At 64.9% G+C, this 26,900-nt stretch carries 28 protein-coding genes; 11 read left to right on the top strand and 17 right to left on the bottom strand.

What is annotated here, in order from left to right; all coding sequences use genetic code 11:
• Positions 1-84: 84 nt before the first annotated feature.
• Positions 85-381 (top strand): putative quinol monooxygenase, encoded by a 297-nt coding sequence (locus N7333_RS08700; RefSeq protein ID WP_129481593.1) that lies wholly within the window; start codon positions 85-87, stop codon positions 379-381.
• A 133-nt stretch (positions 382-514) separates the two neighbouring features.
• Here N7333_RS08700 and N7333_RS08695 read toward each other — a convergent pair whose 3' ends face one another.
• From N7333_RS08695 to N7333_RS08670, 6 genes are all read right to left on the bottom strand, one after another.
• Positions 515-1,168, bottom strand: coding sequence for an HAD family hydrolase (locus N7333_RS08695; protein WP_129481592.1), 654 nt, complete (start codon positions 1,166-1,168; stop codon positions 515-517).
• Positions 1,168-2,154, bottom strand: coding sequence for an ABC transporter ATP-binding protein (locus tag N7333_RS08690; RefSeq protein WP_129481591.1), 987 nt, complete (start codon positions 2,152-2,154; stop codon positions 1,168-1,170). Before N7333_RS08690 ends, N7333_RS08695 begins: the two co-directional genes overlap by 1 nt.
• Entirely contained in the window at positions 2,151-2,945 is a 795-nt protein-coding gene (locus N7333_RS08685; RefSeq protein WP_003245751.1) for an ABC transporter permease, read from the bottom strand. Before N7333_RS08685 ends, N7333_RS08690 begins: the two co-directional genes overlap by 4 nt.
• Positions 2,932-3,774 (bottom strand): ABC transporter permease subunit, encoded by an 843-nt coding sequence (locus N7333_RS08680; protein WP_096825957.1) that lies wholly within the window; start codon positions 3,772-3,774, stop codon positions 2,932-2,934. Before N7333_RS08680 ends, N7333_RS08685 begins: the two co-directional genes overlap by 14 nt.
• The gene (locus N7333_RS08675; RefSeq protein ID WP_129481590.1) at positions 3,771-4,577 is read right to left on the bottom strand and encodes an alkaline phosphatase family protein; all 807 of its coding nucleotides are present in this window, start codon (positions 4,575-4,577) and stop codon (positions 3,771-3,773) included. Before N7333_RS08675 ends, N7333_RS08680 begins: the two co-directional genes overlap by 4 nt.
• A gap of 102 nt (positions 4,578-4,679) precedes the next feature.
• Positions 4,680-5,738, bottom strand: a complete 1,059-nt coding sequence (locus N7333_RS08670; RefSeq protein ID WP_003245746.1) for an ABC transporter substrate-binding protein — start codon at positions 5,736-5,738, stop codon at positions 4,680-4,682.
• Between the two features lie 315 nt (positions 5,739-6,053).
• Here N7333_RS08670 and N7333_RS08665 point away from each other — a divergent pair, with 315 nt between their 5' ends.
• From N7333_RS08665 to N7333_RS08650, 4 genes are all read left to right on the top strand, one after another.
• Positions 6,054-6,770, top strand: a complete 717-nt coding sequence (locus N7333_RS08665) for a UTRA domain-containing protein (protein WP_003245744.1) — start codon at positions 6,054-6,056, stop codon at positions 6,768-6,770.
• Between the two features lie 188 nt (positions 6,771-6,958).
• Positions 6,959-7,333, top strand: a complete 375-nt coding sequence (locus N7333_RS08660; protein WP_012017940.1) for a YciI family protein — start codon at positions 6,959-6,961, stop codon at positions 7,331-7,333.
• Positions 7,334-7,366: 33 nt separating this feature from the next.
• A complete protein-coding gene (locus tag N7333_RS08655) occupies positions 7,367-8,149 on the top strand; it encodes a DUF899 domain-containing protein (protein WP_129481589.1) in 783 nt (260 codons plus the stop codon).
• Positions 8,150-8,169: 20 nt separating this feature from the next.
• On the top strand, positions 8,170-8,592 hold the full coding sequence (locus N7333_RS08650; RefSeq protein WP_129481588.1) for a nuclear transport factor 2 family protein: 423 nt from the start codon (positions 8,170-8,172) through the stop codon (positions 8,590-8,592).
• A gap of 15 nt (positions 8,593-8,607) precedes the next feature.
• On the opposite strand, the gene N7333_RS08645 is transcribed toward N7333_RS08650, so the two are convergent.
• A complete protein-coding gene (locus tag N7333_RS08645; protein ID WP_003245737.1) occupies positions 8,608-9,153 on the bottom strand; it encodes a tetratricopeptide repeat protein in 546 nt (181 codons plus the stop codon).
• Between the two features lie 151 nt (positions 9,154-9,304).
• Between N7333_RS08645 and N7333_RS08640 the strand changes: the two genes are divergently transcribed.
• Positions 9,305-10,432: a M14-type cytosolic carboxypeptidase gene (locus N7333_RS08640; protein ID WP_129481587.1), complete on the top strand. Its 1,128-nt coding sequence runs from the start codon at positions 9,305-9,307 to the stop codon at positions 10,430-10,432.
• A 265-nt stretch (positions 10,433-10,697) separates the two neighbouring features.
• On the opposite strand, the gene N7333_RS08635 is transcribed toward N7333_RS08640, so the two are convergent.
• Positions 10,698-11,966 carry an OprD family porin gene (locus N7333_RS08635; protein WP_003245733.1) on the bottom strand — a complete coding sequence of 423 codons (1,269 nt, stop codon included), beginning with the start codon at positions 11,964-11,966 and terminating at the stop codon, positions 10,698-10,700.
• Between the two features lie 465 nt (positions 11,967-12,431).
• Here N7333_RS08635 and N7333_RS08630 point away from each other — a divergent pair, with 465 nt between their 5' ends.
• Positions 12,432-12,785, top strand: coding sequence for a 5-carboxymethyl-2-hydroxymuconate isomerase (locus tag N7333_RS08630; protein ID WP_096825962.1), 354 nt, complete (start codon positions 12,432-12,434; stop codon positions 12,783-12,785).
• On the opposite strand, the gene soxR is transcribed toward N7333_RS08630, so the two are convergent.
• Positions 12,782-13,228 (bottom strand): redox-sensitive transcriptional activator SoxR, encoded by a 447-nt coding sequence (gene soxR / locus N7333_RS08625; protein ID WP_012017946.1) that lies wholly within the window; start codon positions 13,226-13,228, stop codon positions 12,782-12,784. The two genes, N7333_RS08630 and soxR, sit on opposite strands and share 4 nt — an antisense overlap.
• 78 nt (positions 13,229-13,306) lie before the next feature.
• Between soxR and N7333_RS08620 the strand changes: the two genes are divergently transcribed.
• On the top strand, positions 13,307-13,885 hold the full coding sequence (locus N7333_RS08620; protein ID WP_129481586.1) for an NAD(P)H-dependent oxidoreductase: 579 nt from the start codon (positions 13,307-13,309) through the stop codon (positions 13,883-13,885).
• A 227-nt stretch (positions 13,886-14,112) separates the two neighbouring features.
• Here the strand turns inward: N7333_RS08620 and gcvT are convergent, their stop codons facing one another.
• The 4 genes from gcvT to gcvH form a co-directional block, all read right to left on the bottom strand.
• Positions 14,113-15,237: a glycine cleavage system aminomethyltransferase GcvT gene (gene gcvT, locus N7333_RS08615; RefSeq protein ID WP_279858689.1), complete on the bottom strand. Its 1,125-nt coding sequence runs from the start codon at positions 15,235-15,237 to the stop codon at positions 14,113-14,115.
• A 69-nt stretch (positions 15,238-15,306) separates the two neighbouring features.
• The gene (glyA, locus tag N7333_RS08610) at positions 15,307-16,560 is read right to left on the bottom strand and encodes a serine hydroxymethyltransferase (protein WP_279858688.1); all 1,254 of its coding nucleotides are present in this window, start codon (positions 16,558-16,560) and stop codon (positions 15,307-15,309) included.
• 148 nt (positions 16,561-16,708) lie between these two features.
• Positions 16,709-19,561 carry an aminomethyl-transferring glycine dehydrogenase gene (gene gcvP / locus N7333_RS08605; RefSeq protein WP_279858687.1) on the bottom strand — a complete coding sequence of 951 codons (2,853 nt, stop codon included), beginning with the start codon at positions 19,559-19,561 and terminating at the stop codon, positions 16,709-16,711.
• 9 nt (positions 19,562-19,570) lie between these two features.
• Entirely contained in the window at positions 19,571-19,954 is a 384-nt protein-coding gene (gcvH, locus tag N7333_RS08600; protein WP_003245719.1) for a glycine cleavage system protein GcvH, read from the bottom strand.
• Between the two features lie 333 nt (positions 19,955-20,287).
• Between gcvH and sodC the strand changes: the two genes are divergently transcribed.
• A complete protein-coding gene (sodC, locus tag N7333_RS08595; protein ID WP_090426815.1) occupies positions 20,288-20,839 on the top strand; it encodes a superoxide dismutase family protein in 552 nt (183 codons plus the stop codon).
• A 415-nt stretch (positions 20,840-21,254) separates the two neighbouring features.
• Here sodC and N7333_RS08590 read toward each other — a convergent pair whose 3' ends face one another.
• Complete coding sequence (locus N7333_RS08590; protein WP_012017952.1) at positions 21,255-22,775, bottom strand: sigma-54-dependent transcriptional regulator; 1,521 nt, start codon at positions 22,773-22,775, stop codon at positions 21,255-21,257.
• A gap of 73 nt (positions 22,776-22,848) precedes the next feature.
• Between N7333_RS08590 and N7333_RS08585 the strand changes: the two genes are divergently transcribed.
• On the top strand, positions 22,849-23,055 hold the full coding sequence (locus tag N7333_RS08585; RefSeq protein WP_096825968.1) for a hypothetical protein: 207 nt from the start codon (positions 22,849-22,851) through the stop codon (positions 23,053-23,055).
• A gap of 285 nt (positions 23,056-23,340) precedes the next feature.
• Here N7333_RS08585 and N7333_RS08580 read toward each other — a convergent pair whose 3' ends face one another.
• From N7333_RS08580 to N7333_RS08570, 3 genes are all read right to left on the bottom strand, one after another.
• Positions 23,341-24,039, bottom strand: a complete 699-nt coding sequence (locus tag N7333_RS08580) for an endonuclease I family protein (protein WP_129481582.1) — start codon at positions 24,037-24,039, stop codon at positions 23,341-23,343.
• 141 nt (positions 24,040-24,180) lie between these two features.
• A complete protein-coding gene (locus N7333_RS08575) occupies positions 24,181-24,834 on the bottom strand; it encodes a DsbA family protein (protein ID WP_129481581.1) in 654 nt (217 codons plus the stop codon).
• Positions 24,835-24,940: 106 nt separating this feature from the next.
• Positions 24,941-26,071 carry a mechanosensitive ion channel family protein gene (locus N7333_RS08570; protein WP_003245709.1) on the bottom strand — a complete coding sequence of 377 codons (1,131 nt, stop codon included), beginning with the start codon at positions 26,069-26,071 and terminating at the stop codon, positions 24,941-24,943.
• Positions 26,072-26,287: 216 nt separating this feature from the next.
• Here N7333_RS08570 and N7333_RS08565 point away from each other — a divergent pair, with 216 nt between their 5' ends.
• Positions 26,288-26,842 carry an N-acetyltransferase gene (locus tag N7333_RS08565; protein WP_129481580.1) on the top strand — a complete coding sequence of 185 codons (555 nt, stop codon included), beginning with the start codon at positions 26,288-26,290 and terminating at the stop codon, positions 26,840-26,842.
• Positions 26,843-26,900: the final 58 nt, after the last annotated feature.

Below are 26,900 nucleotides of genomic sequence, written 5' to 3'. Positions count from 1 at the left end.
AAATTATTGTTGACTGAAAGTCATGAAATGCGAGCTGAAGCCTGCGTTAAGGTGAGGAGGTATTCCTTATCCGGAGCCTTCCCGATGTATGCCTTTATCCTCCACGCCCACACCCGACCCGAACAGGCCGAAGCCTTCGAGCGGCTGTTCCGGGCTTACGTCGAACCCAGCCGCGCCGAGCCCGGCTGCATCGAATACCACATGCTGCGCGACGTGCAGGACCCGACCCTGTTCATCTTCTACGAGGTATGGGCATCGCGGGAGGCGCTGGCCGAGCACATGGCGCTGCCGCACATGCGCGAGTTTCACGAAAGGCGCATGGATTACCTGCGCCGTGATGTCGAGCTTCGTGAAATCGAGATGCTCAGCTCGGCACGTTGAGTGAGTCGCTGAACGCCCGGTGGCCTAGCGCACCCTTGTAGGGTGCGCCAGGCGCACCTTGAAACAGCGGGCGCGATGGTGGACCGCACGCATCAGAGGACCCCGGTGCGCACGGCGCACCCTACGGGCCGAATCAGCGCCAGTTGAGAATCGGCCAGCCGGCCTGTTCGGCGTGGGCGCGCAGGGTCGGGTCGGGGTTGACCGCGAATGGCCTGTCCACCAGTTGCAGCAGCGGCAGGTCGTTGCGCGAGTCGGAATAGAAGCTGGCGCCGGCCAGGTTCTCGTTCTGCTCGGCGAGCCAGGCCTGTAGCCGTGTCACCTTGCCTTCGCGGTAGGTCAGTACGCCCTGGGTGCGGCCGCTGTAGAAGCCGTGCTGCTGCTCCAGGTCGATGGCCAATACCTCGTCGATGCCGAAGCGCTCGGCGATGGCGCTGACCAGAAAATGCGCCGAGGCGGAGATCACCAGCAGGCGATCGCCGGCTTCGCGGTGCGCGGCCAGGGTGCGGCTGGCGTCGCTGTAGAAGATCGGCTCGATCACATCCTCGACGAAGGGCTCGACCACATGGGCGACCTCCTCGGGTGTGCGCCCCACCAGTGGCGCCAGGGTGAAGGCCATGTAGTCCTCCATGGCCAGCTCGCCCGCCGCATACAGGTGCATCAGCTCCTGTTCGCGGGCGATGAAGGCTTCGCCATCGGCCCAGCCCAGCTTGGTCATTTCCACTGCCCACAGACTGGCGCAGTCGCCGTGGATCAGGGTTTCGTCGAGATCGAAGATTGCCAGGGCCATCACGCCACCTCCCGGATCGCATCGGCGCCTATGGCCAGGCTGACGCTCTGGCCGTCGTGGTGCAGGTCGGCGGCGGAGCGGTTGAGCACGTCTACCAGCAATTCCACGCCGCGTGCTTCGACGCGGTAGCGGATCACGTTGCCGAGTAGGCTGTGGCTGCGAATCTGCGCCTCGATGCCGCCGTCGGCGAAGTGGATGGCTTCCGGGCGAATCGCCACGCGGCTGCCGATCGGCTGGCCGAGCAGGCGGCTGGCGGCCTCGGCGTCGAGCAGGTTGTAGTTGCCGATAAAACCGGCGGCGAAGGCATCGGCCGGCGCAGTGTAGAGGGTTTCGGCGTCGCCGCTCTGGACGATCTGTCCGCCGTTCATCAGCACGATGCGGTCGGACAACACCAGCGCCTCTTCCTGATCGTGGGTGACGAAGATGGTGGTCAGGCCCAGCTCGCGCTGGATCGCGCGGATCTGCTCGCGCAGGTGCTTGCGGATGCGCGCATCCAGCGCCGACAGTGGTTCGTCGAGCAGCAGCAGGCGCGGACGAGTGACCAGCGAGCGGGCCAGGGCCACACGCTGGCACTGGCCGCCGGAGAGCTGTTGCGGGTAACGATTGGCGTAGTCGCTCAGTTCCACCAGCTCCAGCACCTCGGCGACGCGCTTGCTGGCCTCGGCGGCTGGGACCTTCTGCATACGCAGGCCGAAGGCGACGTTCTGTTGCACGGTCATGTTGGGGAACAGCGCATAGCTCTGGAACACCATGCCGATGCCGCGTTTTTGCGGCGGCATGGGCACCAGGTCCTCGCCGTCCAGCAGGATCTGCCCGCCGTCGACCGCGGTCAGGCCGGCGATGCAGCGCAGCAGGGTGGACTTGCCGCAGCCGGACGGGCCGAGCAGGGTGATGAACTGGCCCTGGCCGATCTCGATGTTGATGTCGGTGAAGATGGGCGTTGCACCGTAGCTTTTATGCAGGCCGCGGATATTCAGGTAACTCATGATTTGTCCTTGTTCAGACGGTTGGCTGCCCAGGTCATCAGCAGCACGAACATGAAATAGGAGATCACCAGAGCGCTGGTGAAATGGCCGCTGTCGTTGCGCATGTTGTACAGGTACACCTGCAGCGTTTCATAGCGGCTGCCCACCAGCAGGTTGGCGAAGACGAACTCGCCGAACAGGAAGCTGAAGGACAGGAACACCGAAACCATCAAACCCTTGCGCAGATTGGGCAGCACCACCAGGAACGCTGCGCGCCAGGTGCTGGCGCCGAGCAGGTGGGCAGCGTCCATCAGGTCGCGCAGGTTGATCGCCTGCAGGTTGTTGGTGATGGCGCGGTACATAAAGGGCAGGGCGATGGTGAAGTAGCAGCCGATCAGGATCCACGGCGTGCCGAGGATCGGCAGCGGGCCGGACGCGAACAGCTGCATCAGGCCCACCGAGGACACCACCGGCGGAATGGCGAACGGCAGCAGGATCAGCACGTTCATCAGCGCGTCCAGCTTGGGGAAGTGGTAGTTGACCACGAACAGCAGCGGCAGGATCAGCAGCAGCGACAACGCCAGGGCGCCGAAGCACACCAGCAGCGAGCGGCCGAAGGCGGCGAGAAAGCGCGCATCGCTCCACAGCGCCACGTACCACTTGAAGGTGAAGCCGCTGGGCAGGATGGTCGCCGACCAACTTGTGGACAGTGAGTACACCAGCGTGCCGAGCAACGGCAACAGCAGGATCAGAAACAGCAGGTAGACCACCAGTTGGTGGAACAGCGGCGAGCGTTTTTCAGCGGGCGACATGGTAGCTCCGGCGCAGCAGCCATTGGTGGACGATGGTGATCAGGGTCATCAGGCCGACCAGCACCATCGCCAGCGCGCTGGCCATGTTCGGGTCAAGGAAGATGTCGCCGGAAACCATCGACGCGATACGGATCGGCAGGATGTTGAAGTTGCCGGTGGTCAGCGCGTACACCGTGGCGTAGGCGCCCAGGGCATTGGCCAGGAGGATGACGAAGGTACCGAGCAGCGCCGGGGTCAGCACCGGCAGGCCGATATGCCGCCAGAACTGCCAGGTATTGGCGCCGAGCAGTTCGGCCGACTCGCGCCAGTCCTCGCGCAGGGCGTCGAAGGCCGGGTAGAGCAGCAGCACGCCGAGGGGGATCTGGAAGTAGGTGTAAAGCACGATCAGGCCGGTCTTGGAGTAGAGGTTGAAGTCCTCGATCACCCCCATCTGCTTGAGCAGGATGGTCAGCGCGCCGTTGAAGCCGAGCAGGATGATGAAGGCGAAGGCCAGCGGCACCCCGGAGAAGTTGCTGGTCATGTTGGAAAACGCCATGACGAAATCGCGCAGGCGGCTGCTGACCTGGCGCAGCGAATAGCTGCCGATGATGGCGACGACGATGCCGAACAGGCTCGACCAGAAGGCGACCTCCAGACTGTGGCGCATGGCCTGGCGGTAGAACGCCGAGGAGAAGGCCTGCTGGAAATTGCCCAGGCCCCAGCCGTCGGCGGTGTTCAGGCTGTTGCTCGCCACCCAGGCCAGTGGTGCGATCTGGAAGGCGAAGAAGAACAGCGCGAAGGGCACCAGGCACAGCAATGCCCAGCCCTTGCTGGAGATGGTGGATTTCATGCAAGCAATTCCCTGCACCAGGGTTTGTCGTGGGCCGCGCCGAGCAGCTGGCAGATGGTGCCGCACAGCTCGGTCTGTTGTGGGCGGGCTGCAGGATCGAGGCTGAAGGCGCTGCCGAGAACGATCAGCGGCACTTCGCGCTCTTCCGGCAGCACGCCGTTGTGGCTGCGGTCGTTGTTCATGCCGTGGTCGGCAGTCACCAGAATCTGGTAACCGGCGTCGAGCCAGGTCTGGATATATTCGGCCAGCAGCACGTCGGCCATGCGCGCGGCGTTGCGGTACTGCGAACTGTCGAGGCCGTGCTTGTGGCCGGCGTCGTCGATGTTCATCGGGTGCACCAGCAGCAGGTTCGGCGCGTGAAGCTGGCGCAGGCTGTCGGCATCGGCCAGCAGGTGCGAATCCGGGTAATGGTCGGCGTAATAGAAGTGGCCGTACTGGATCGGCAGCGACTCATCGCTGGTGTGGCGGTCGCGGGCGGCCTGGAAGGGCGCGCGGTTGTAAAGCTCGCTGACCCAGTGATAGGCCGCGGCGGCGGTGCTCAGGCCGGCGTCACGGGCGTAGTGAAAGATGCTGCGCTGATTCGACAGGCGTACCACATCGTTGTGCACGATGCCGCTGTCGATGGGCGCCACGCCGGTGAGGATGCATTCGTAGAGCGGGCGGGACAGTGCCGGCAGTGCGCAGTCGAGCTTGTACAGCGCAGCGCGCCCGGCCTGGCAGTAAGCCAACAGGTGGCCCAGCGCATGCTGGGCCACCTGATAGCTCAGGCCATCCAGTACCACCAGGATGACGTTGTGCTTCATGGGTTTCTCTCGTTCGGTCGTAGCCCGGATGCAATCCGGGGGCGTACTTGGCGATTGCCCCGGATTTCATCCGGGCTACGGATCAATGGTGTCGCGGCTGCATCAATTCATATTGATGATCACGTGCTCCTGCCACAGCCGCGGCAGTGCCTTGGAGGTGGCTTCCCAGGCGGCGGCATCCTTGATCGGCTGGACCTTGGCGTACTGCTCTTGCGGCAGCAGCTTGGCCTGTACCTCGGCCGGCAGGTCGATGTGCTCGGCGCGGATCGGACGGGCGTGGCCCTTGGCCAGATTGATCTGCCCGGCATCGCTGAGGATGTATTCGCGGGTCAGTTTGGCGGCGTTGGGGTTCTTCGCCCACTTGTTGATGATGGTGCTGTAGCCGGAGATCACCGAACCGTCGGACGGGATCAGCACCTCGAAGCGCTCGGGGTCGATCTGGTCGCGGTAGGACAGGCCGTTGAAGTCCCAGACCACGCCGACTTCCACTTCACCCTTCTCCAGGGTCTGGATGGTCGGGTTGGCCAGCGACAGGCGGCGCTGCTTGGCCAGGTCGGCGTACAGGTCCAGCGCCGGCTGGATGTTGCTCTCGTTGCCACCCAGGGCGATGGCCGCGGCCAGCACGCCGTTGGTGGCCTGCGCGGCGGTGCTGACGTCACCGGCGGCGACCTTGTAGGTGCCGGTTTTCAGGTCGGCCCAGGAACGCGGAATATCCTTGACCAGTTGCTTGTTGACGATGAAGGCGATGGAGCCGGTGTAGGCCAGCATCCAGTGGCCGTCCTTGTCCTTGGCCCAGTCCGGAATCTGCTCCCAGGTGCTCGGCTTGTACGGCTGGGTCACGCCCTGCTGCACGGCGATGGGGCCGAAGGCGGCGCCGACGTCACCGATATCGGCGGTGGCGTTTTCCTTCTCGGCGGCGAACTTGGCGATTTCCTGCGCCGAGCTCATGTCGGTGTCCTGGTGCTTGAGGCCGTAAAGCTTGGCCAGATCGGCCCAGGTGTCTTTCCAGTTGGCCCAGCTGTCGGGCATACCCACGCTATTCACCGCGCCTTCGGCGCGTGCGGCCTTTTCCAGTGCCTGCAAGTCGGTGCCTTCGGCCATGGCGGAGGTCGCCAGGGCGATGGCCGAGCCCATCAGTGAAGCCAGCAGCAGTTGTTTCATTGGAAACTCCTTTGCAGTGAGAGTGTTGGTCTAGATCAGCAATACCCGAGCCAATCTAGGCGCCTTCGATGACAGTTTTATGTCCGGCCACCAGTGGCAGATGTCTAGGTGCAGCGGGCCGGTGCGCTTCACAAGCGTAGACCATGGATAAGTGGCTGATTTGCTGGGCTGTGAGTAAGCATGGCGGTGGCATGCGGCGTGCTTGCAGCAGAGTTGTCATCTATCAGTCATCTAGACTGCCTAGTCTTGTAACCCGTCTTAGCGAAGGCTTTTGCCCTGTCATGGGGCTGGACTAGTCCAAAAGGGGAGATATTGATGCGCGAAGAAGCGCCGCGGGCCGTCACCATCATCTGCCGCGCCCTGCAGGAGCAGATAGACCGGGGCCTGTTGCCCTCCGGCAGCAAGCTGCCGGCCGAGCGCAGGCTCAGCGAACTGTTCGATACCACGCGCATCACTCTGCGCGAGGCGCTCGGGCAACTGGAGGCGCAGGGGCTGGTCTATCGTGAGGAGCGGCGCGGCTGGTTCGTTTCACCGACGCGGGTGGCCTACAACCCGCTGGTTCGCACCCACTTCCACGCCATGGTGGCCGAGCAGGGGCGGGTACCGGCTACCGAAGTGCTGAGCGCCAGGCTGATGCCGGCCAGTGCGGAAATCTGCCAGGTGCTGGAGCTGCCGGCGCTGTCGAGCGTCTATCAGGTATGCCGCGCGCGGCGCATCGACGGGCGCCTGGTGCTGTACGTCGAGCACTATCTCAACCCGGCCTATTTCCCCGGCATCCTCGACTTCGACCTGACCCGCTCGCTGACCGACCTCTACGCCAGCGAGTACGGCATTCACTACGGTCGCGTGCGCTTCGACATGGTGCCTACCGCGCTGCATGCCGAAGCTGCGGCCAGCCTCAAGGTGGCGCCCGGTAGCCCGGCGCTGCGCATCACCCGGGTCAACCGTGACCAGCACGGGCGCATCATCGACTGCGACCTGGAGTTCTGGCGCCACGACGCCATTCACGTCAGCGTCGAAGTCCCCGAGTAGGGGGCACCGCGCGCGCCGAGGTTGCCGGCAGACTTCTAATAGGCAGTGCGCAAGGAATACGGAGAGGCGGGTGCGCATGGCGCACCCTACCGTTTATCGGCTTCTGCGATATTTTTCCGACCATTGTCGAAACGTTCCCGGCGCATTCGACTATCCAGTACCCACCCACCAAGGAACTGGAGCGCGCTATGAAATACCTCTGCCTCGTCTACGCCAACGAACAGGAGCTGCACAGCTCCCCCGACAGCCCGCATGACAGCGAGTGCTTCGCCTACGCCAATGCAGTACAGGAGAGCGGGCGCATGCTCGCCGCCGAGGCGCTGCAGTCGGTGCAGACCGCCACCACCGTACGCATGCGCGGCGGCAAGCTGGCGATCACCGACGGCCCCTTCGCCGAAACCAAGGAGCAACTGGCCGGCTTCTATCTGGTGGAGGCGCGCGACCTCAACGAGGCCATCCAGCTCGCCGGACACATTCCCGCCGCCCGTGTCGGCTGCGTGGAGGTGCGCCCGGTGCGCGAGCTGGATATCCAGCCGGCGCAGCTGCAGGCCGGCCAGCACTGAGCCGGCAAGACTCGATCAACCGGGAGAACCGCCATGGATCGCCGCTATATCCCCGAAGTCGCCACGCGTGAGCAGTGGCTGGCAGCGCGCAAGGCGCTGCTCGAACAGGAAAAGGTGCTGACCCGTCAGCGCGACGCAATCAACCGCGCCCGCCGTGCCCTGCCCATGGTGCTGGTGGAAGAGGATTACCGCTTCGACGGCCCGCAGGGCGAGGTCGGTCTGGAGGCGCTGTTCCACGGGCGCCGCCAGCTGATCGTCTACCACTTCATGTACCACATGGATCGCGGCGAGGGCTGCGACGGCTGTTCCTGCCTGGTGGACAACATCGGCCACCAGGCCCATCTGCATGCCCGCGACACCAATCTTGTGCTGGTCTCGCGCGCGCCCTTGGCCGACCTCGAAGCCTTCAAGCGGCGCATGGGCTGGACCCTGCCCTGGTACAGCTCCTACGGCAGCCGCTTCAACTACGACTACCACGCCACCACCGACGAGCAGGTCGCGCCGGTCGAATACAACTACCGCGATAAGGACGAGCTCGAGCGCCTGGGCCTGACCTATCACATCCAGGGCGAGCAGCCCGGCGTCAGCGTGTTCCTGCGCGACGGCGGGCGGATCTACCACACCTATTCCTGTTACGGCCGAGGGCTGGAGATGCTGATGAGCAGCTTCCATTTCCTCGACTTCACGCCTTTTGGCCGCGGCGAGGGTTGGGACGGCATGCCCGATCTGGACGGCAAGGGGCTCAACTGGACGCGCCTGCACGACGAGTACGAACAGAGCGCGCCCACCCACGACTGCTGCGGCCACAAGGCCTGACTTCAGCGAAGGAGAACGACATGAGTCAGCACGAACTGCAAGATGCTCTGAACGACTGGACCGAAGCCTGCCGCAGCAAGGACGTGGCGCGCATCATGAGTCACTACGCCGAGGACGTGGTGTCCTACGATGCCGTGGGCCCCTTGCGCTTCCAGGGGCGCCCGGCATACCAGGCACATTGGCAGGCCTGCATGGAGATGTGCAGCGGCCCAGGTATGTTCGAGCCCCACGAGCCGACCTACACCGCCAGCGGCGATCTCGGCGTGACCCATTACCTGTTGCACTGCGGTGGCAGCAATGAGAAGGGCGAGCTGCAGACCTGCTGGATGCGCGTGACCCAGTGCCTGCGCCGCCAGGGTGGCCGCTGGCTGATCTTCCACGAACACTTCTCCGCCCCGAGCGACATGGAAAGCGGCAAGGCGCTGTTTGACCTTCAACCCTAGGAACGGGCATTCGACTTACTGACCACCCAGCGCCGCGCAGGAAGGCTCGTAGCGCTGCTGGCAGGCGCTCTGGTACAGGCGCTGGGCCTGGTCAGGGTCGCGTGGTACGCCGCCTTCACCGCGACGGTAGAGGTTGCCCAGCACATGCTGGGCCATGGGGTTGCCTGCAGCGGCCGACTGATTGAGGTACTTGAGCATGTCGCGCTGGTTGGCGAACTCAGGGGCATCGCGCCCGGTATAGAGATAGGCCAGGCTCACCGCCGCCATGGCGTGGCCCTTGTCGGCGGCCTGCTTCCACCAGTATTCGGCCTGCTTGAGGTTCTTCTCCGGCTGGCCGACGAAGTAGCTGCTGCCGAGCTGGAACTGGCTGTCCAGGTCGCCGCGCTGGGCCTGCTGGCGCAGCTGGCTCTGCGCATCCTGGATGGCGGGCTGTTCGCTCTGTTGCGGCGTAGGCGTCTGCGAGGGAGTAGCGGTCGTGGGCTCGCGGCCGGCGCATCCGGCCAGCAGCGCCAGGGCGAGCAGGGCCAGGGTGGTGTGTAACGGGGCTGTCGGGCTGGGCATGCGTTGAACTCCGTGGGCAAGAGGCAAAGTCGCTATTAGGCTTGCCTAGCTCACCTTAGTTCGCCTGGCCTTATCTGTCTGTCGCGCTCGTGACTTCCCACTGCCGCGGTGAGCTGCAATCCTGAGCGCTGATTTCGTTCTCGAGGCAGCCATGAAGATCAGCGCGGATTTCGACAGCGGCAACATCCAGGTCATCGATGCCAGCGACCCGCTGCGGGTGCAGCTGGCCATGCGGCCGGATCTCAACAGCTATCACTTCCAGTGGTTTCATTTCCGGGTCGAGGGCCTGCAGCCAGGCCAGCGCCATGCCTTCAGCCTGACCAACGCCGGGCAGTCGGCCTACAACAAGGCCTGGGACGGCTACCAGGCCGTGGCCAGCTACGACCAGCAGGACTGGTTCCGCGTGCCCACCCGTTTCGAGGACGGTCAACTGCACTTCGAGCTGCTTGCCGAGCGCGAGCAGGCCTGGTTCGCCTATTTCGAGCCCTATCCGCGAGCGCGCCACGAGCGCCTCGTCGCCCAGGCCCTGGAGCGGGGGGCCGAACTGGTGGCCTGCGGCCGAAGTCTGGAAGGCCGCGATATCCAGCTGCTGCGCATTGGCGCTCAGGCTGCCGCGCCGAGCAAGCTGTGGCTCATCGCCCAGCAGCATCCCGGCGAGCATATGGCCGAGTGGTTCATGGAGGGGCTGATCGAACGCCTGCAGGACCCGCATGACGCCGAGGTCCAGGCGCTGCTCAGCCAGGCCGAGTTCTACCTGATACCGAACATGAATCCGGACGGTGCCTTCCGCGGCCATCTGCGTACCAACCTGGCGGGGCAGGACCTCAATCGCGCCTGGCAGTCGGCCAGTGTCGAGCGCAGCCCCGAGGTGCTGTTCGCGTTGCAGCATATGCAGCGCATCGGCGTCGACCTGTTCCTCGATATCCACGGCGACGAGGAGATCCCCCACGTATTCACCGCGGGCTGCGAGGGTAACCCCGGCTATACGCCGCGCCTGGCCGCGCTGGAGGAAGATTTCCGCCAGCGCCTGGTGAGCATCGGCGCCGAGTTCCAGACCCGTTTCGGCTACCCGCGCGACGAGCCCGGCCAGGCCAACCTGACCCTGGCCTGCAACGCGGTGGGCGAGGCCTTCGATTGCCTGTCGTTCACCATCGAGATGCCGTTCAAGGATCACGATGACAACCCGCAGCCGCGCACCGGCTGGAATGGCGCGCGCTCGAAAAAGCTGGGGCAGGATGTGCTGACGGTGCTGGCGCAGATGGTAGGGCGCTTGCGGTAGGGTGCGCCGCGCGCACCGGGGGCTCCTCGCGAGCCATCGTATGGCGCCCAGGGTGGACAGGCTTTACCGATCCGTCGCTCTGGTGGATGTAAAAAGCGACATTCACCCAAGGGTTCGGCATTGGAGCTGGTGCGCACGGCGCACCCTACGGGTTAACGTCGCGCAGGGAGCGTCAAAGTTGGCGGGCAAAAAAAGCCCGTCACGAGGACGGGCGTAAAGTGCCGTAAACACATGGAGACAATCGGACGCGCGAGCGCGCCTGGAATTACAGGATCGACAGCGGGTAGTTGATGATCAGTCGGTTCTCGTGGGCATCCTGACCAACGTCACGGCGGACGTTGGAGTTACGCCAGCGAATGCTCAGGTTCTTCAGGCCGCCTTCCTGAATGGTGTAGGCCAGCTCCGATTCGCGCGCCCATTCCTCGGCATCGGTACGGCCGCCGGTGTGGATGTTGGAGCCGCTGGTGTAGCGGTTCATCAGGGTCAGGCCGGGGATGCCGAGGCCGGCGAAATTGTAGTCGTGACGCACCTGCCAGGAGCGCTCTTCGGGCGCGTCGAAGCTGGCGGTGAAGCCGTCGTTGACCAGGGTGCCGCCGCTGGAGCCGTCAATGCGCAGGAACTTGGTATCGCCGCTCAGGCGCTGGTAGGCCACCATGAAGGTGTTGTTGCCGGTCTTGGCGGAGAGGCTGCCCTGATAGACCTTGTTGTCCAGGTTGCCGGCCTTGGCTGCGCCTTCTTCCTTGCCATTGAAGTAACCCAGGTTGGCGCCCAGCACCCAGTCGCCGACCGGTTGGCTGTGGGTCAGCTGCAGGAAGCTCTGCTGGTACACGTCCTCCAGGCGCGCATGCCATGCGCCGACCATGGTGTTGTTGCCGTTGAAGCGGTACTCACCGCCGCCGAAGTTGAAGTCATCGCCCTCGATACCGTTGAACGACATGTCCTCGCGGCTGGCGTCGTTACGCTGGCTGTTCTTCCAGAACTGGCCGCCGTACAGGTTCAGACCGTCGATTTCACTGGAGGTGATCTGTGCGCCCTGGAAGGTCTGCGGCAGCGCACGGCCGTCGTCCGCGCGCAGGATCGGCAGCACGGCGAACCACTCGCCCACCTTCAGCTCGGTCTTGGACAACCTGGCCTTGGCGGCAACGGCGGTGCGACCGTAATCATCGGGGGCATGACGGTCATTGCCCGTGCCATGTACCGGCAGCAGGCCGCTGTTGATGCTGCCCTTGCCGCCATCGAGCTTGACTGCATACAGGCCGAGTACGTCCAGACCGAAGCCGACGGTGCCTTGGGTGAAACCGGAGCGGGCATCGAGGATGAAGCTCTGGGTCCACTCGGCCGCCTGGCCCTGATCGCTGCCCTGCACCGACGGGCCGGAGTGGTTGAGGAAGTTGCGGTTGAAGTAGTAGTTGCGCAGGCCGAGGGTGACCTTGGCGTCTTCGACGAAGCCGGCGGCATGGGTGGCGGTGGGCATCACGAGCGCCAGCGCGGTGCTGCCGAGCAGGGCCAGGGGAAGGGTGTTGCGTGCGGTCATTGTTGTTGTGCTCCCAGTTTTTGAACGAACCATCCCCTGCTGGCCTGATGGCAGCCTGCATGGCGGGAGGGTGTGAATGCCCCGTGGGGCAGGCCGGCCGAACGCGACCGGTCATTGCTGGTGGCTGGCGTCAGCCTCCGGCGAATCCGGTTCCAGGGCCTGTGGTGGCGTTGAATGCGGAGCGAGCGCGCAGCGGCTGCGCTGAAGCAGAGGCGAGGATTGTCATGCTCTGGTCCTGATTATTGTTGTTATCAATGTCATATGTCGTCATACAACTCGCTCGATTATCGACAGCCTTTTTGGCGCTTGTCAACGCCTGGCTAGACCAAAGTATGAGTGGCTATGGCGCGTATAACGGCGCTATGGCCGCTGTGAAGAGGTGCAGTGCAGGGTAGGACAGCTAATCTGGTATCGATATTGTTGTGTGATAACGTATGACAAATTTGCTTACATCGAGGGCTATCCATGCCGCATTGCTTGATCGAGGCCGCCAGCGAAGTGGCCGAGTACATCGCGCCGCAGGCACTGGTGCAGTTGGTGCACGATCAGGCGGCAGGCACTGGCCTGTTCCAGCCCGGTGAAGTCAAGGTGCGCCTGAGTCTGTACGAGCACCACTGCGTCGGCGGCGAGGCGGGGCCGTTCGTGCACCTGATCTTCTATCTGCTGGCGGGGCGCAGCGATGACGACAAGCGCGCGCTGTCGCGGCGCATCGTGCGGGCGCTGGTGCAGCGCCTGCCGCAGGTGCCGGCGATCTCCCTGGACGTGCGCGACATTCGCCGTGAGGTGTTCGGCAACCGGCGCAACTGCCAGGAGGATTAATCCGTCTCCAGCAGGCGGGCGCCGGCGCCCTGTTCGCCGAGTTCGTCCCGGGGGTTGCGCAGCGGGCAGTCCTGCATCGACAGACAGCCACAACCGATACAGCCGGTGAGCTGGTCGCGCAGCCGCGTCAGTTGCTCGATGCGCGCATTCAGATCGCGCTGCCATTGCGCCGAGAGCTGTTGCCAGTCGGCAGCCGTGGGCATGTGGTCGCAGGGCAGGGTGGCCAGCGCCGCGCCGATATCGGCCAGCGGGATGCCCAGGCGCTGCGCCACCTTGATGATCGCCACGCGGCGCAGCACGTCGCGCCGGTAACGCCGCTGATTGCCGGCGTTGCGCTGGCTGTGGATCAGCCCCTTGGTTTCGTAGAAATGCAGTGTGGAAACCGCCACGCCGCTGCGTTCGGCGACCTGGCCGACGCTTAGCGGGCGTTCGTGAATGGACATGGAAAATCCCTCTTGACCTTAAGTTAAGTTGAGGTTTTACCCTCGCAGGCCCTGATACACAACTCCGAGGGTTTTTCCATGCAGGACCGCATTCGACTGGTACTGATATACGGCAGCGTGCGTGAAGAGCGCTTCTGCGACCAGGTGGTGGCCTGGGCGCGCGAGCAGATCGAACAGCGCAGCGAATTCGAGCTGAGCCTGGTCGACCCGGCCGTGATGTTCCGCCAGCCCGGCGAGCCGCAGGAGATCGCGGAGCAGCGCCATCAGTCGCTGCAGCAGCTGCTCCGCGCCGATGCCTTTCTGATCGTCACCCCGGAGTACAACCACGGCTATCCGGCGGCGCTCAAGCAATTCATCGACGAGGTGCCGGCATCCTGGGAGGCGCGGCCGGTAGGATTCGTCAGTTATGGTGGGGTATCCGGCGGGCTGCGTGCGGTGGAACAGCTGCGCCAGGTGCTGGCGGAGCTGCATGCGATGACGGTGCGCGGCTCGGTGAGCTTCACCAATGCCTGGGAACAATTCGATGATCAGGGGCGGTTGAGCGAGCCGCGACGCGCCAACTCGGCGCTGGCGCATACGCTGGTGCAACTGAACTGGTGGGCGCAGACGCTGCGCGCCGGGCGCGAGCGGGTGCCTTACGAGCGGATCAGGGGTTAGAAACGACGTAGCCCGGATGCAGGCCGGGAGCTTTTGAGGGCATCCGCGGATTGCATCCGGGCTACGGAGTAGTCATCTGTAGGGCGGGTGCAACCCGCCAGGGCTATGTGGCGGGTTTCACCCGCCCTACGCACGTTGCGGTCCTGCGGTCCTACTTTTGCCCTCTCTCCCAACCCCTCTCCACTAGGCGTGCCCCCAATAAATGGGAGAGGGGAGTCGGGCGCTGATCAGCCGCGGTAGTAGCGCTGCGGCACGAACGGGGTCTTGGCCACTTTCATCGCCACGCGCTTGCCGCGCACCACGGCCCAGACGTCGCTGTCGACGGCGGTGTGGCTGGCATTGACGTAACCCATGGCCACCGGTGCGCCGAGGGTCGGGCCGAAGCCGCCGCTGCATACCTGGCCGATCACGGTACCGTCGGCGTCGACGATTTCCGCGCCTTCACGCACCGGTACGCGCTCTTGCGGCAGCAGGCCGACGCGCTTGCGCGCTACGCCTTTTTGCTGCTGCTCGAATACGCGCTCGGCGCCCGGGAAGTTGCCGGCACGCTCGCCATCGGCACGGCGCACCTTGGAGATGGCCCACAGCAGGCTGGCTTCGATCGGCGTGGTGGCGCTGCTCATGTCGTGGCCGTACAGGCACAGGCCGGCTTCCAGGCGCAGCGAGTCGCGCGCACCCAGACCGATGGCCTCGACTTCCGCTTCGGCCAGCAGGCTGCGCGCCAGGGTTTCGGCCTGATCGACGGCGACGGAAATCTCGAAACCGTCTTCGCCGGTGTAGCCGCTGCGGCTGACGATGCATTCGCTGCCCAGCAGGCGCACGCGGGCCACCTGCATGAAGGTCATCTTGCTCACTTCAGGCGCCAGGCGGGCCAGCACGTCGACCGCTTTCGGGCCTTGGAGGGCGAGCAGGGCGCGCTCCTCGAACAGGCACTCGATCTGGCACTGCTCGCCGATGTGCTTCTTCAGGTGGGCCAGGTCCTGATCCTTGCAGGCGGCGTTGACCACCAGGTACAGGGTGTCGTCACCCAGGTTGGCGACCATCAGGTCGTCGAGGATGCCGCCCTGGGCATCGGTGAACATGGCGTAGCGCTGCAGGCCCACCGGCAGCTCGATGATGTCCACCGGCACCAGGGTTTCCAGGGCGCGCGCGGCGTTCTCGCCACGCAGCAGGATCTGGCCCATGTGCGAGACGTCGAACAGGCCGGCGGCCTCGCGGGTGTGCATGTGCTCCTTCATCACGCCCAGCGGGTACTGCACGGGCATGTCATAGCCGGCGAAGGGCACCATGCGCGCGCCGAGTTCGAGGTGCAGGGCGTGCAGCGGAGTCTTGGCGAGAGTTTCAGTGGTCATGTCGATTTCCTGTTGGGTGCGCCGCGCGCACCGGTTGGGGCCGCGGTGCGGCCCGTTGTACGTTGGGTGTCAGTCAGCGTAGACCGGGAAGGTGGCGCACAGGTCTGCGACCTGGCTGCGCACGCGCTCGATCACGGCCGGGTTGTCCAGGTCGCCCAGGATGTCGCAGATCCAGCCGGCCAGGGTGCGGCATTCGCCTTCCTTGAAGCCGCGGGTGGTCACCGCCGGGGTACCGATGCGGATGCCGGAGGTGACGAACGGCGACTGCGGGTCGTTCGGCACGGCGTTCTTGTTCACCGTGATGTGGGCATCGCCCAGCGCCGCGTCGGCCGCCTTGCCGGTCAGGCCCTGCTTGACCAGGCTGATCAGCATCAGGTGGTTGTCGGTGCCGCCGGAGACCACGTCATAGCCGCGCTCGACGAACACTTCGGCCATGGCGCGGGCGTTGTCGATCACCTGCTGCTGGTAGGCCTTGAAGCCGGGCTCCAGCGCCTCCTTGAAGCACACCGCCTTGGCCGCGATGACGTGCATCAGCGGGCCGCCCTGGGCGCCGGGGAACACGGCGGAGTTGAGCTTCTTCTCGATCTCTTCGTTGCCGCGCGCGAGGATCAGGCCGCCACGTGGGCCGCGCAGGGTCTTGTGGGTGGTGGTGGTGACCACGTCGGCGAACGGCACCGGGTTCGGGTACAGGCCGGCGGCCACGAGCCCCGCCACATGGGCCATATCGACGAACAGCAGAGCGTCCACCTTGTCGGCGATGGCGCGAAAACGCGGGAAGTCCAGCACGCGCGAGTAGGCCGAGAAGCCGGCGACGATCATCTTCGGCTTGTGCTCGATGGCCAGACGCTCGACCTCGTCGTAATCGATCAGGCCGTTCTCGTCGATGCCGTACTGCACGGCGTTGTACAGCTTGCCCGAGGACGACACCTTGGCGCCGTGGGTCAGGTGGCCGCCATGGGTCAGGCTCATGCCGAGGATGGTATCGCTGGCATTGAGCAGCGCCAGGTAGACGGCGCTGTTAGCCGAAGAGCCGGAGTGCGGCTGCACGTTGGCGTAGTCGGCGCCGAACAGCTGCTTGGCGCGCTCGATGGCCAGCGCCTCGACCTTATCCACATGCTCGCAGCCACCGTAGTAGCGCTTGCCCGGATAGCCTTCGGCGTACTTGTTGGTCAGACCGCTGCCTTGCGCCTGCATCACGCGCTGGCTGCAGTAGTTCTCCGAGGCGATCAGCTCGATATGGTCTTCCTGGCGCTGCTGCTCGGCCTGGATCGCCGCGAGCAGGGCGTCGTCATAGCCCTGCAGTTGGTCGTGCTTGCTGAACATGGTGAGGCCCTCTTTATCGTTTTTCTCGGGATGCAGTCGGCCCGCCCCGGTGAGGGGAGCCGAAAGGAATCGGGGTGGATGTAGCCCGGATGCAATCCGGGGAAGCTGTTGAAAGCTCCCGGATTTCATCCGGGCTACGGCTTGGCGCTTACGCGTCCTGATACGCCTCGATGGACGGGCAGGCGCAGACCAGGTTGCGGTCGCCGTAGACGTTGTCCACGCGGCCAACCGGCGGCCAGTACTTGGCCTCGATCAGGCTCGCCACCGGGTACACGGCCTGCTCGCGGCTGTAGGCGTGGTGCCATTCGCCGACCAGTTCCAGGGCAGTGTGCGGGGCGTTCTTCAGCGGGTTGTCGTCCTTGTCCAGACGGCCCTGCTCGACCGCGCGGATTTCCTCGCGGATGGCGATCATGGCGTCGCAGAAGCGATCCAGCTCTTCCTTGGACTCGCTCTCGGTCGGCTCGATCATCAGGGTACCGGCTACCGGGAAGGACATGGTCGGGGCGTGGAAGCCGAAGTCGATCAGGCGCTTGGCCACGTCGTCGACGCTGATGCCGCTGCTGTCCTTGAGCGGACGGATGTCGAGGATGCACTCGTGCGCCACCAGGCCGCCTTCGCCGGAGTACAGCACCGGGTAGTGCTCTTCCAGACGACGGGCGATGTAGTTGGCGTTGAGAATGGCCATCTGCGACGCGCGCTTGAGGCCGTTGCCGCCCATCATGGTGATGTACATCCAGGTGATCGGCAGGATGCTGGCGCTGCCGAACGGCGCGGCGCTCACTGCGCCTTCCTTGCGGGCCATGTGGCCATGACCCGGCAGGAACGGTGCCAGGTGCGACTTGACGCCAATCGGGCCGACGCCCGGGCCGCCACCGCCGTGCGGGATGCAGAAGGTCTTGTGCAGGTTCAGGTGGGAGACGTCGCCGCCGAACTGACCTGGTGCGCAGAGGCCGACCATGGCGTTCATGTTGGCGCCGTCGATGTAAACCTGGCCGCCGTTGTCGTGGATGATCTGGCAGATCTCGCGGATGCCTTCCTCGAACACACCGTGGGTGGACGGGTAGGTGATCATGATCGCGGCCAGGCGATCCTTGTGCTCTTCGGCCTTGGCCTTCAGATCGGCGATGTCGACGTTGCCGCGCGCGTCACAGGCGGTGACCACCACGCGCATGCCGGCCATGGAGGCGGTCGCCGGGTTGGTGCCGTGGGCCGATTGCGGGATCAGGCAGATGTCGCGCTGATCGTCGCCACGGCTCAGGTGATAGGCACGGATGGCCAAGAGGCCCGCGTACTCGCCCTGGGAACCGGCGTTGGGCTGCAGCGACACGGCGTCGTAGCCGGTGGCGGCGCAGAGCATGGCTTCCAGCTCAGTGGTCAGCTGGGTGTAACCCGCGGCCTGCTCGACCGGAGCGAAGGGGTGCAGGTTGCCGAACTCCGGCCAGGTGACCGGGATCATCTCGCTGGCGGCGTTGAGCTTCATGGTGCAGGAGCCCAGCGGGATCATGCTGCGGTCCAGCGCCAGGTCCTTGTCGGCCAGCTTGCGCAGGTAGCGCATCAGCTCGGTTTCGCTGTGGTAGCGGTTGAACACTTCGTGCTGCAGGATCGCCGACTGGCGCAGCAGATTCTGCGGCAGGCGGGTGGCGACCTGTGCGGCCAGGTCGGCGACGGCAGGGGCGGCCTGATCGCCGGCGAACAGTGCCAGCAGCGCCTCGACGGCCGCCTGGTCGGTGGTTTCGTCCAGCGATAGACCCAGACGCTCGGCGTCGATCTCGCGCAGATTGATGCCGGCAGCACGGGCCTTGGCATGCAGCTCGGCGGTTTTGGCGCCGGTCTTGATGCTCAGGGTGTCGAAGAAGTGCTGCTGCTCGACGCTGTGGCCCAGCTTGGTCAGGCCCAGGGCGAGGATGGCGGTGAAGCTGTGCACGCGCTGCGCGATGGCGGTCAGGCCTTTCGGGCCGTGGTACACGGCGTACATGCTGGCGATGTTGGCCAGCAGCACCTGCGCGGTGCAGATGTTGCTGGTGGCCTTCTCGCGGCGGATGTGCTGCTCGCGGGTCTGCATGGCCAGGCGCAGGGCCGGCTTGCCGAAGCGGTCCACCGACATGCCGACCAGGCGGCCCGGCATGTCGCGCTTGAATGCGTCGCGGGTGGCGAAGTAGGCGGCGTGCGGGCCACCGAAGCCCAGCGGCACTCCGAAGCGCTGGGCGCTGCCCAGGGCGACGTCGGCGCCGAACTCGCCCGGCGGGGTGAGCAGGGTCAGGGCCAGCAGGTCGGCGGCTACGGCGACCAGGGCATTGGCGGCGTGGAAACGCTCGACCAGGGCGCGGTAGTCGAAGATGTCGCCGTTGCTCGCCGGGTACTGCAGCAGCGCGCCGAAGTAGGCGCTGGCGTCGGTAATGGTGGCTTCGTCGCCGACTTCGATATCGATGCCCAGCGGCTCGGCACGGGTGCGCAGCACGTCGAGGGTCTGCGGGTGGCAATGCTGGGAAACGAAGAAGGTGTTGGCGGCTTTGTTCTTCGACAGACGCTTGCAGAAGGTCATGGCCTCGGCGGCAGCGGTGGCTTCGTCGAGCAGGGATGCGTTGGCGATCTGCATGCCGGTGAGGTCGCTGATCAGGGTCTGGAAGTTCAGCAGCGCTTCCAGGCGGCCCTGGGAAATCTCCGGCTGGTACGGGGTGTAGGCGGTGTACCAGGCCGGGTTTTCCAGCAGGTTGCGCAGGATCGGGCTCGGCGTGTGGGTGCCGTAGTAACCCTGGCCGATGTAGTTCTTGAACTGCTGGTTCTTCGCGGCGATGGCCTTGATCTTGGCCAGGGCGTCGGCTTCCGACAGGCCCGGCTGCTCACCGAGGATGCTGGTGCCCTTGATGCTCTCGGGGATCACCGCATTGGTCAGCGCGTCGACCGAGTCATAGCCGAGCAGTTCGAGCATGGCGGCGGTGTCGGCATCGCGCGGGCCGATGTGGCGGGCGATGAATTCGTTCTGGGTATCGAGCTTGGTCATGGCGGTCACTCAGGCGTCGGCGTTGGCGTTCAACAGACGATCATAGCCGGCCTTGTCCAGCAGGTCGGCCAGCACGGCGTTGTCGGCCAGGCGCATGCGGAAGAACCAGGCCTTGTCCAGCGGCGATTCGTTGACCAGCTCCGGGCTGCCTTCCAGGTCGGCGTTGATTTCGACGATCTCGCCGTCCAGCGGCATGACGATGTTGCTGGCAGCCTTCACTGACTCCAGCACCGCCACCTCTTCGCCCTGGGCGTAGGCCTTCACTTCCGGCAGCTGTACGTACACCACGTCGCCGAGCGCGTCCTGGGCGTAATGGGTGATGCCGACGGTAACCAGACCATCGTTGTCCAGACGCAGCCATTCGTGATCGGCGGTGAAACGCAACTCGCTCATGTCAACTCCTCAGGGGGTAAAGGTGTCCGCTTCTTGGGTGGCGGGCAGGTGGGCAAGCGTTTGCAATGCCAGTGCCAATGGAAAAATATTAAATAAAATCAATAAGTTATTAATATATCCCAGGCCTGTATACGATTGTCTGGAACGATATCGATACGAATAGGCGTGTCGCAAATGGAAAAGTTGAAGTCGCACGAGGCGCGGCGCGGCTTTCGGGCGATTGTTGCTGAATCGTTACGGTGGATCGTTATCGATACGGCAACTAGCTGGAACCGCTCCGGGGCATCGAGGGTCGGTAAGGGGGAGGCTTTATCGACAAGGAGATAGATCGACATGAAACCCCTGATTCCCCTGGCATTCGCGCTGCTTGGCGCCACCAGTCTGCAGGCCAGCGAGACGGTTACCGTGACGCTGGAGCAGGCCACGGAGAAAGGTACTGGCGCATCCATCGGCACCGTGACCATCAGCCAGTCGGCCTACGGGCTGGTATTCACCCCTGATCTGCAGGGGCTGGAACCCGGCGTGCATGGCTTTCACGTGCACACCGAGCCCAACTGCAACGCCGCCGAGGTGGATGGCAAGCTGACGCCGGCCGGCGCAGCAGGTGGCCACTGGGACCCGCAGAATGCCGGCCGTCATGGCTTCCCCTGGGAAGACAATGCCCACCTTGGCGACCTGCCCGCACTGCTGGTGACCGAGGACGGCAAGGCCAGCCAGCCGGTGCTGGCGCCACGGCTCAAGAGCCTGCAGGATCTGCACAATCGTTCGCTGATGATTCACGCTGGCGGCGACAACCATGCCGATCATCCGCAGCCGCTGGGCGGCGGCGGGGCGCGTGTGGCCTGCGGGGTGATCAAGGTGCCGACCAGCACCACGCCGATCTGATCCAGCGCCGGGAACCGTAGGGTGGGGTAGCGGCGCTGGCCGATGAACGATCTGACGCCGCGGTCGTGGTGCGCCGCGTAACCCACCGTGCGATCCTCCGCGTTGCGCCGATGGTGGGTTACGGCGCGACAGGCCCAGTGGGATGACGAGTGTTTGCGATATGCGCCTAACCCACCCTACAGATTCGGACTACCGCAGAGTGAGCGTACGCTACGGAACCGTAGGGTGGGTTAGCGGCGCTGGCCGATGAACGATCTGACGCCGCGGTCGTGGTGCGCCGCGTAACCCACCGGGCGATCTTCCGCGTTGCGCCGATGGTGGGTTACGGCGCATCTGAACCTGCGGGATTTCCGTATTTAAGACAGGTGCCTAACCCTCCCTACAAGGGCGAGTGGCCCGCTTGTTAAGCCTGGCCTTAATGCTTGCCCGGAATCCCGTACTTGCGCAGGCGCTTGGCGATGGCGGTGTGCGATGTACCCAGGCGTGCGGCCAACTGGCGGCTGGAGGGGTGGCTGTCGTAGAGCTTTTCCAGCAGCGCCTTCTCGTACTCGTCCATGGCCTGTTCCAGGCTGGCGACTTCCCCTTCCACCTTCGGCGCCACTTCGGTGCCGGCGATATCCAGATCGTCCATCTCCACCCAGTTGCTGTCGCAGATCGCGGCGGCGCGGAAGATCACGTTCTGCAACTGGCGCACGTTGCCCGGCCAGCGTCCGGCCAGCAGGGCGGGGAAGGTGGTCGGCGCCAGGCGGCAGGGCAGGCGCTGGATCTGCGCGCAGGCCTGGGCCATGAAGTGCTGGGCCAGCAGCAGGATGTCCTGGCCGCGCTCGCGCAGCGGCGGCACTTCCAGATTGAGCACATTGAGGCGGTAGAACAGGTCTTCGCGGAAGCTGCCTTCGGCCACCATCTTTTCCAGGTCGCGGTGGGTGGCGCTGAGGATACGCACGTCCACCTTCACCTCGCGGTCGCCACCGACGCGGCGGAAGCTGCCGTCGCTCAAAAAGCGCAGCAACTTGGCCTGCAGATAGGGCGACATTTCGCCGATTTCGTCGAGAAACACCGTGCCCTGGTTGGCCAGCTCCAACAGCCCCGGCTTGCCGCCGCGCTGGGCGCCGGTAAAGGCGCCGGGGGCGTAGCCGAACAGTTCGCTCTCGGCCAGGTTCTCCGGCAGGGCGGCGCAGTTCAGGGCGAGGAAGGGCGCATTGCGGCGCACGCTGACGGTATGACAGGCGCGTGCCACCAGCTCCTTGCCGGTACCGGTTTCGCCATGGATCAAGAGCGGTGCGTCGAGCGACGCCACGCGCAGGGCGCGGGCCTTGAGCGCACGAATCGGAGCGGACTCGCCGAGCAGCGAGTCGAAGCCCTCTGCATGATCATGATGCAGGGCGGCCAGGCGCTGACCCATGCGGCTTGGTGCATACAGGGTGAGCAGGCCGCCGGTCAGGCGTCCGTCTTCGGTGATCGGCTGGGCATCGAGCAGCAGCGGCTGGCCGGCGAAATGCACCTCGCGCAGCGGCTGGTGGAAACCGGCGGCGAGCAGCGATTGCTGCAGTGCGTCATCGGCGAACAGCGCGGCGATGCTCAGGCCTTCGGGCGTGCGACCGCACAGCTCCACCAGCGCCGGGTTGGCCAGCAGCACGGTGGCGCGGTCATCCACCGCCAGCACCGGGTCGGGCATGGCCGCGAGCAGGGCATCGAGCTGCAGGCGGCGACGCTGGCCGGGCAGAATGTCCACCACCTCCACGCTCTGCACGCCATGCACCTGCAGCAGCGCGCCGCGCAGCTCCTCGAGCACCGCGGCGCTCAGGGTCGGTGCGTCGATGTAGACGTTTGGCGGTACCATCTCCACCGCATCGAGGTTCAGATTGCGCCCGCCAAGCAGCGCCAGGACTTCCTGGGTGATGCCGACGCGGTCGATGAAACTGACGTGGATGCGCATTGATGACGGTCGAAATGGGCGAACAGGCGGCGATTATGCCTGCTCCGCCGCGCATGAGGAAAAGGGCAACACCGTGAGCACAGAAAAACCGAGCCGCGCCGACTACCACCGCGAGCACCAGGCCCGCGCCGACGCCGAGGCCCAGCGCCTGCTGGCGCGCAGGGCCGAGCTGCAGGAGCGCTGGCTGCCCTGGGTGGCGCAGGAGCTGTACCAGCTCAGCCCGCCGGAGTTCGCCAACATGGTGCGGCGCGAGCTGCAGCGGTTGACGAGCTCTTCGTAGGGTGCGCCGCGCGCACCGACCCACGGTTGCCGGCGAACACCCTTCCCGCTACCGGCACCTAGGCTGTGGCAGGGGCTCTAGCCGCGACCCATGATCGCTGGCCAACTCCTGCAATTGCCGTTTTGGTCGGTGCGCACGGCGCACCCTACGGGCCTCTTTTCCCCGCCGATCTCGCGCGCTATCGGGACCTGCTGCCGTAGGGTGCGCCATGGGCACCTGCTCTCAGCGATTCGGTGGCGATCGTGGAATATCGGGTGAAATGCGCTGCGCACGGCGCTCCCTGCGTTAGCCACGCCCCCGCGCGCACCGGCTCATATCCACCTTGCTCACGTACGGATTGCCCCAGCCCATCACGCAGGCCACCTGCTGGTTGCGCTGCTGCTCCCAGGGTTTGACCGGGTAGGCCTTGCTCCAGGCTTCGTAGAGCTGGCGATCCTGCTTCGACAGGCGCAGTTGGTAGCGGTCGGACATGTAGAAGTAGGTGCGCGCGATCATCCCGCGGATGGCCGGACGCGGCATCACCTTGCGCGCCTTGAAGTCCACCACCGTCTCGCATTGCCCGTACTGATGCGGTTTCTGCGGCAGCCAGGCGAAGCTGTAGTTGCTGCGGTCGCCGTTCACCTCGCCGATGCTCGGCACCAGGTTGTGCAGGTCGGCCTCGGCCTTGCGGAACTGCGCATCGTTGGCCGCGCAGTTCTTGCGGCCGCCTTTCTGCCAGCACTGGCGCTGATGGCCGATCACCCAGGCCGGGACGATATGTTCCCACTCGATGCGCTGGGCGCGATTGGCGTTCTTGCGGGGTGTGTAACCACAGGAGCGCAGATCGACCCGCTTGCCGCTGTACTTGCAGCCGCAATAGAACTCGGTGGACTGCTTGGCGTACAGCGGCCAGGCCAGGCGCTTGGCCTCGGCGAAAGTGGCGGGTGCGGCGTGCAGGGAAAGGGCTGTGAAACAGCAGAGCAGGGGCAGTAGACGTCGAATCATGGGGCGGCAGATTAGCCGTGGTCATCGCCGCTGTGAAGGTAAAAAGTCCAGTTTTATCAATAATTTATATGATGGCCAGAGGCCTTATGGGCTGTTTCGATGGTGGGTCGGTCGGGCCAGCATGAAGCGCCATCGGGGCGCTCAGAGCAGGGAAACGATCCGCGCGAGCAGCCGTTGCGGGCCTGTGTAGAGGTCCTGCCCAGCGATCACCTGATTTACCCCGTCAGCCCGCAACAGCAGCTGTGGCACACCGCCGGCCGGCATCGCTTGCCGCGCAGCGGCGACGCGGCGGGCCGTATTCTCGGCCAGCACGCGGTCATCGCGCAGGCGAGCGGCCAGTTCATCGGCATCGAGCCCGTGGCCGGCGCTGGCCGCGACATCGGCGGTAATGCGGCTGACGGCATCGACCGTGCAGGTATCCATCCCGTCGACGTAACGGGCGAGCTGCGCCACATGCAGCAGCTGTGGCTCCAGTGCCGTGTCCAGTGCGCCCAGTGCCACCAGCGCGCGGGTCAGCGGGGTGGAGTCGAACACGCCATCCGCTGCCAGCAGCACCCGGCTGCGATAAGCCTCGGTAAAGCGCTGCCCGGTCAACGCGACGATGCGCTGGTCGTTGTGCCAGGCATGCTCGGCGATGGCCGCCACCGGGCGTGGTTGCATGAACAGGCCCACCGGCATCATGCGCAGCGCGGCGCCATGGCGCTCGGCCAAACCTGCCAGCGCGGGGGCGCTGGCATAGCACCAGCCACACAGCGGGTCGAAGAAATACTGCAGTTCGAAAGAGTGGGGCGCCATGGTCGGGGTCTCCTGGGCGCCCCACTCTAAGGTTGCCTCGCGCGGTGATATACAGCACCCGGGTGGCAGGTCTGTTGCACGGATCGAGCAGATCCGTGGCCAGCGCCTAGCTGAACCTCGGCAGGCGCTGATCCGAGTCGCTGCCCTCGTTTTCCAACTGCTGCGGCAGGCCGGCGACCTTGAGTACCGGCATCTTCTCGCCCACCAGGCGCAGGTCGCGACGCGGCAGGGCGAAGCGCACATCCAGTTCGCGCAGGGCATCGAGCAGTTGCAGGTTGATCTCCTGCTGGATGTCCATGTACTGGTTGTAGTCCGAGGTCAGCACGATATACACCACCTCGAAGGTCAGCTGGCTTTCATCGAAGCCGAGAAAGTGCGCGCGGTCGAACCTGGCCTTGGGCGTGGCGCGGATGATGTCGCCGACCTTCTCGGCCACCTGACGCACCTTGTCGCTGGGCGTGTCGTAGTTGATGCCGAACTTGAAGACGATGCGTCGGGTATTCATGCGCTTGTAGTTGCGCACCACCTGCCGCAGCAGGTCGGCATTGGCGCACACCACCTGTTCACCGCTGAGGCTGCGGATGCGCGTGGTCTTCAGGCCGATATGCTCGATGGTCCCGGCCACCTCGCCGAACACCACGAAGTCGCCGATCTCGAAGGGCTTGTCGACGCCGATCGACAGCGAGGCGAACACGTCGCTGAGCACCGTCTGCACCGCCAGCGCCACGGCGATACCGCCAACACCCAGGCTGGCCACCAGCGCGGTGATATCCACCCCCAGGTTGGCCAGGATCGACAGCAGCATCACCGACCACACCACGATCAGGATCATGATGCTGATGATGGTGGTCATCACCGGGTTGTAGGTGCCGCCTTTCTTCATCACCAGGCTGCGCGACCACAGGCGCACGCCGGTATCCACCCACAGCGCCACCTGCAAGGCCAGGGCGACGAACCAGGTATGGCTCAACGCGCTCTGCCAACTGCCGGGCAGCTCCGGCAGGCGCAACGCCAGCAACAGGGAAAAGGCCAGCAGCAACAGGCGGCTGGTACGGCCGATCACCACCGCCACGAAGTGCGGCCAACTGCCGTCCTGTTCCTTCGACCAGGCCATCAATCGCTTGTGCAGGGTGCTGACCAGGGTGCGCAGCACGCTGTAGATCAGCGCGGTGGCCACTACCACGATTGCCACGTTGAGCCAGAGATCGCGGTCAAGCCAGATATTCCACTGTTCCATCGCCAGGGGCCTCCAGAAAAGGACATATAGGTTTCTGGTGGCGTTGGTGGGCAGAAGTTCCGGGGAACGAGTGGCTTTGGTTGGAGGTGCTGAGTCATTCTTCACCTGGGCCTGCAGCATTCCCCATGAAGCTCAGGGCCTGGCCGGCTTTGACGTCATGTAGGACCGTACCGGCTCCAGCTACCACCGAGGGTATACCCCTGCAAGGAAACCACGATGAGCGAAGAGCGCCTGCTGCGCCGTGAAGAAATTCCACAGCTCTGGGAGATAGACCGTAGCGAAGTGATCGAACAGCTTTATTCCGTCGAGGCCGGCCAACTAGTGCTGCGCCCGGAGTTTTACGACATGCGCGGCTGGCCGCAGGGGGAGGCCGAGCACTACACGCCGATCCTGCTCGATTGCTTCGACCGCGGTGGATGGTTTTTGGGCCTCTACGATCAGGGACGCCTGATAGGCGCGGTGGTACTCGACACGCGTCGTCTCGGCCCAGACGGCGACTGTCTGCAACTGAAGTTTCTCCATATCAGCCATGCTTACCGCAGCCGCGGCCTCGGTGCTCATCTCTTCCGCCGCGCCGCGGCGCAGGCCCGCCTGCTGGGCGCCAGCGCGCTCTACGTTTCGGCTACGCCGTCGCAGAACACGGTGGATTTCTATCGAAGACTCGGTTGCAGCCTATGTGCTAAACCGGATGAGGAGCTGTATCGGTTGGAGCCAGAGGACATCCACCTTATTTACCGAATACAAACGCGGGAAACGGACAAGCACCGTTAGTATGATGGTCTCGTTGGCTGCGGTATTTCTGACGATGTCTTACAGCGCTTTCGATAGG

Source organism: Pseudomonas sp. GD04158, assembly GCF_029834875.1.
Lineage (GTDB): Bacteria > Pseudomonadota > Gammaproteobacteria > Pseudomonadales > Pseudomonadaceae > Aquipseudomonas > Aquipseudomonas hydrolytica.
Note: the sequence above shows the minus strand (reverse complement) of the source record. Positions and strands in the feature narration are given on the sequence as shown.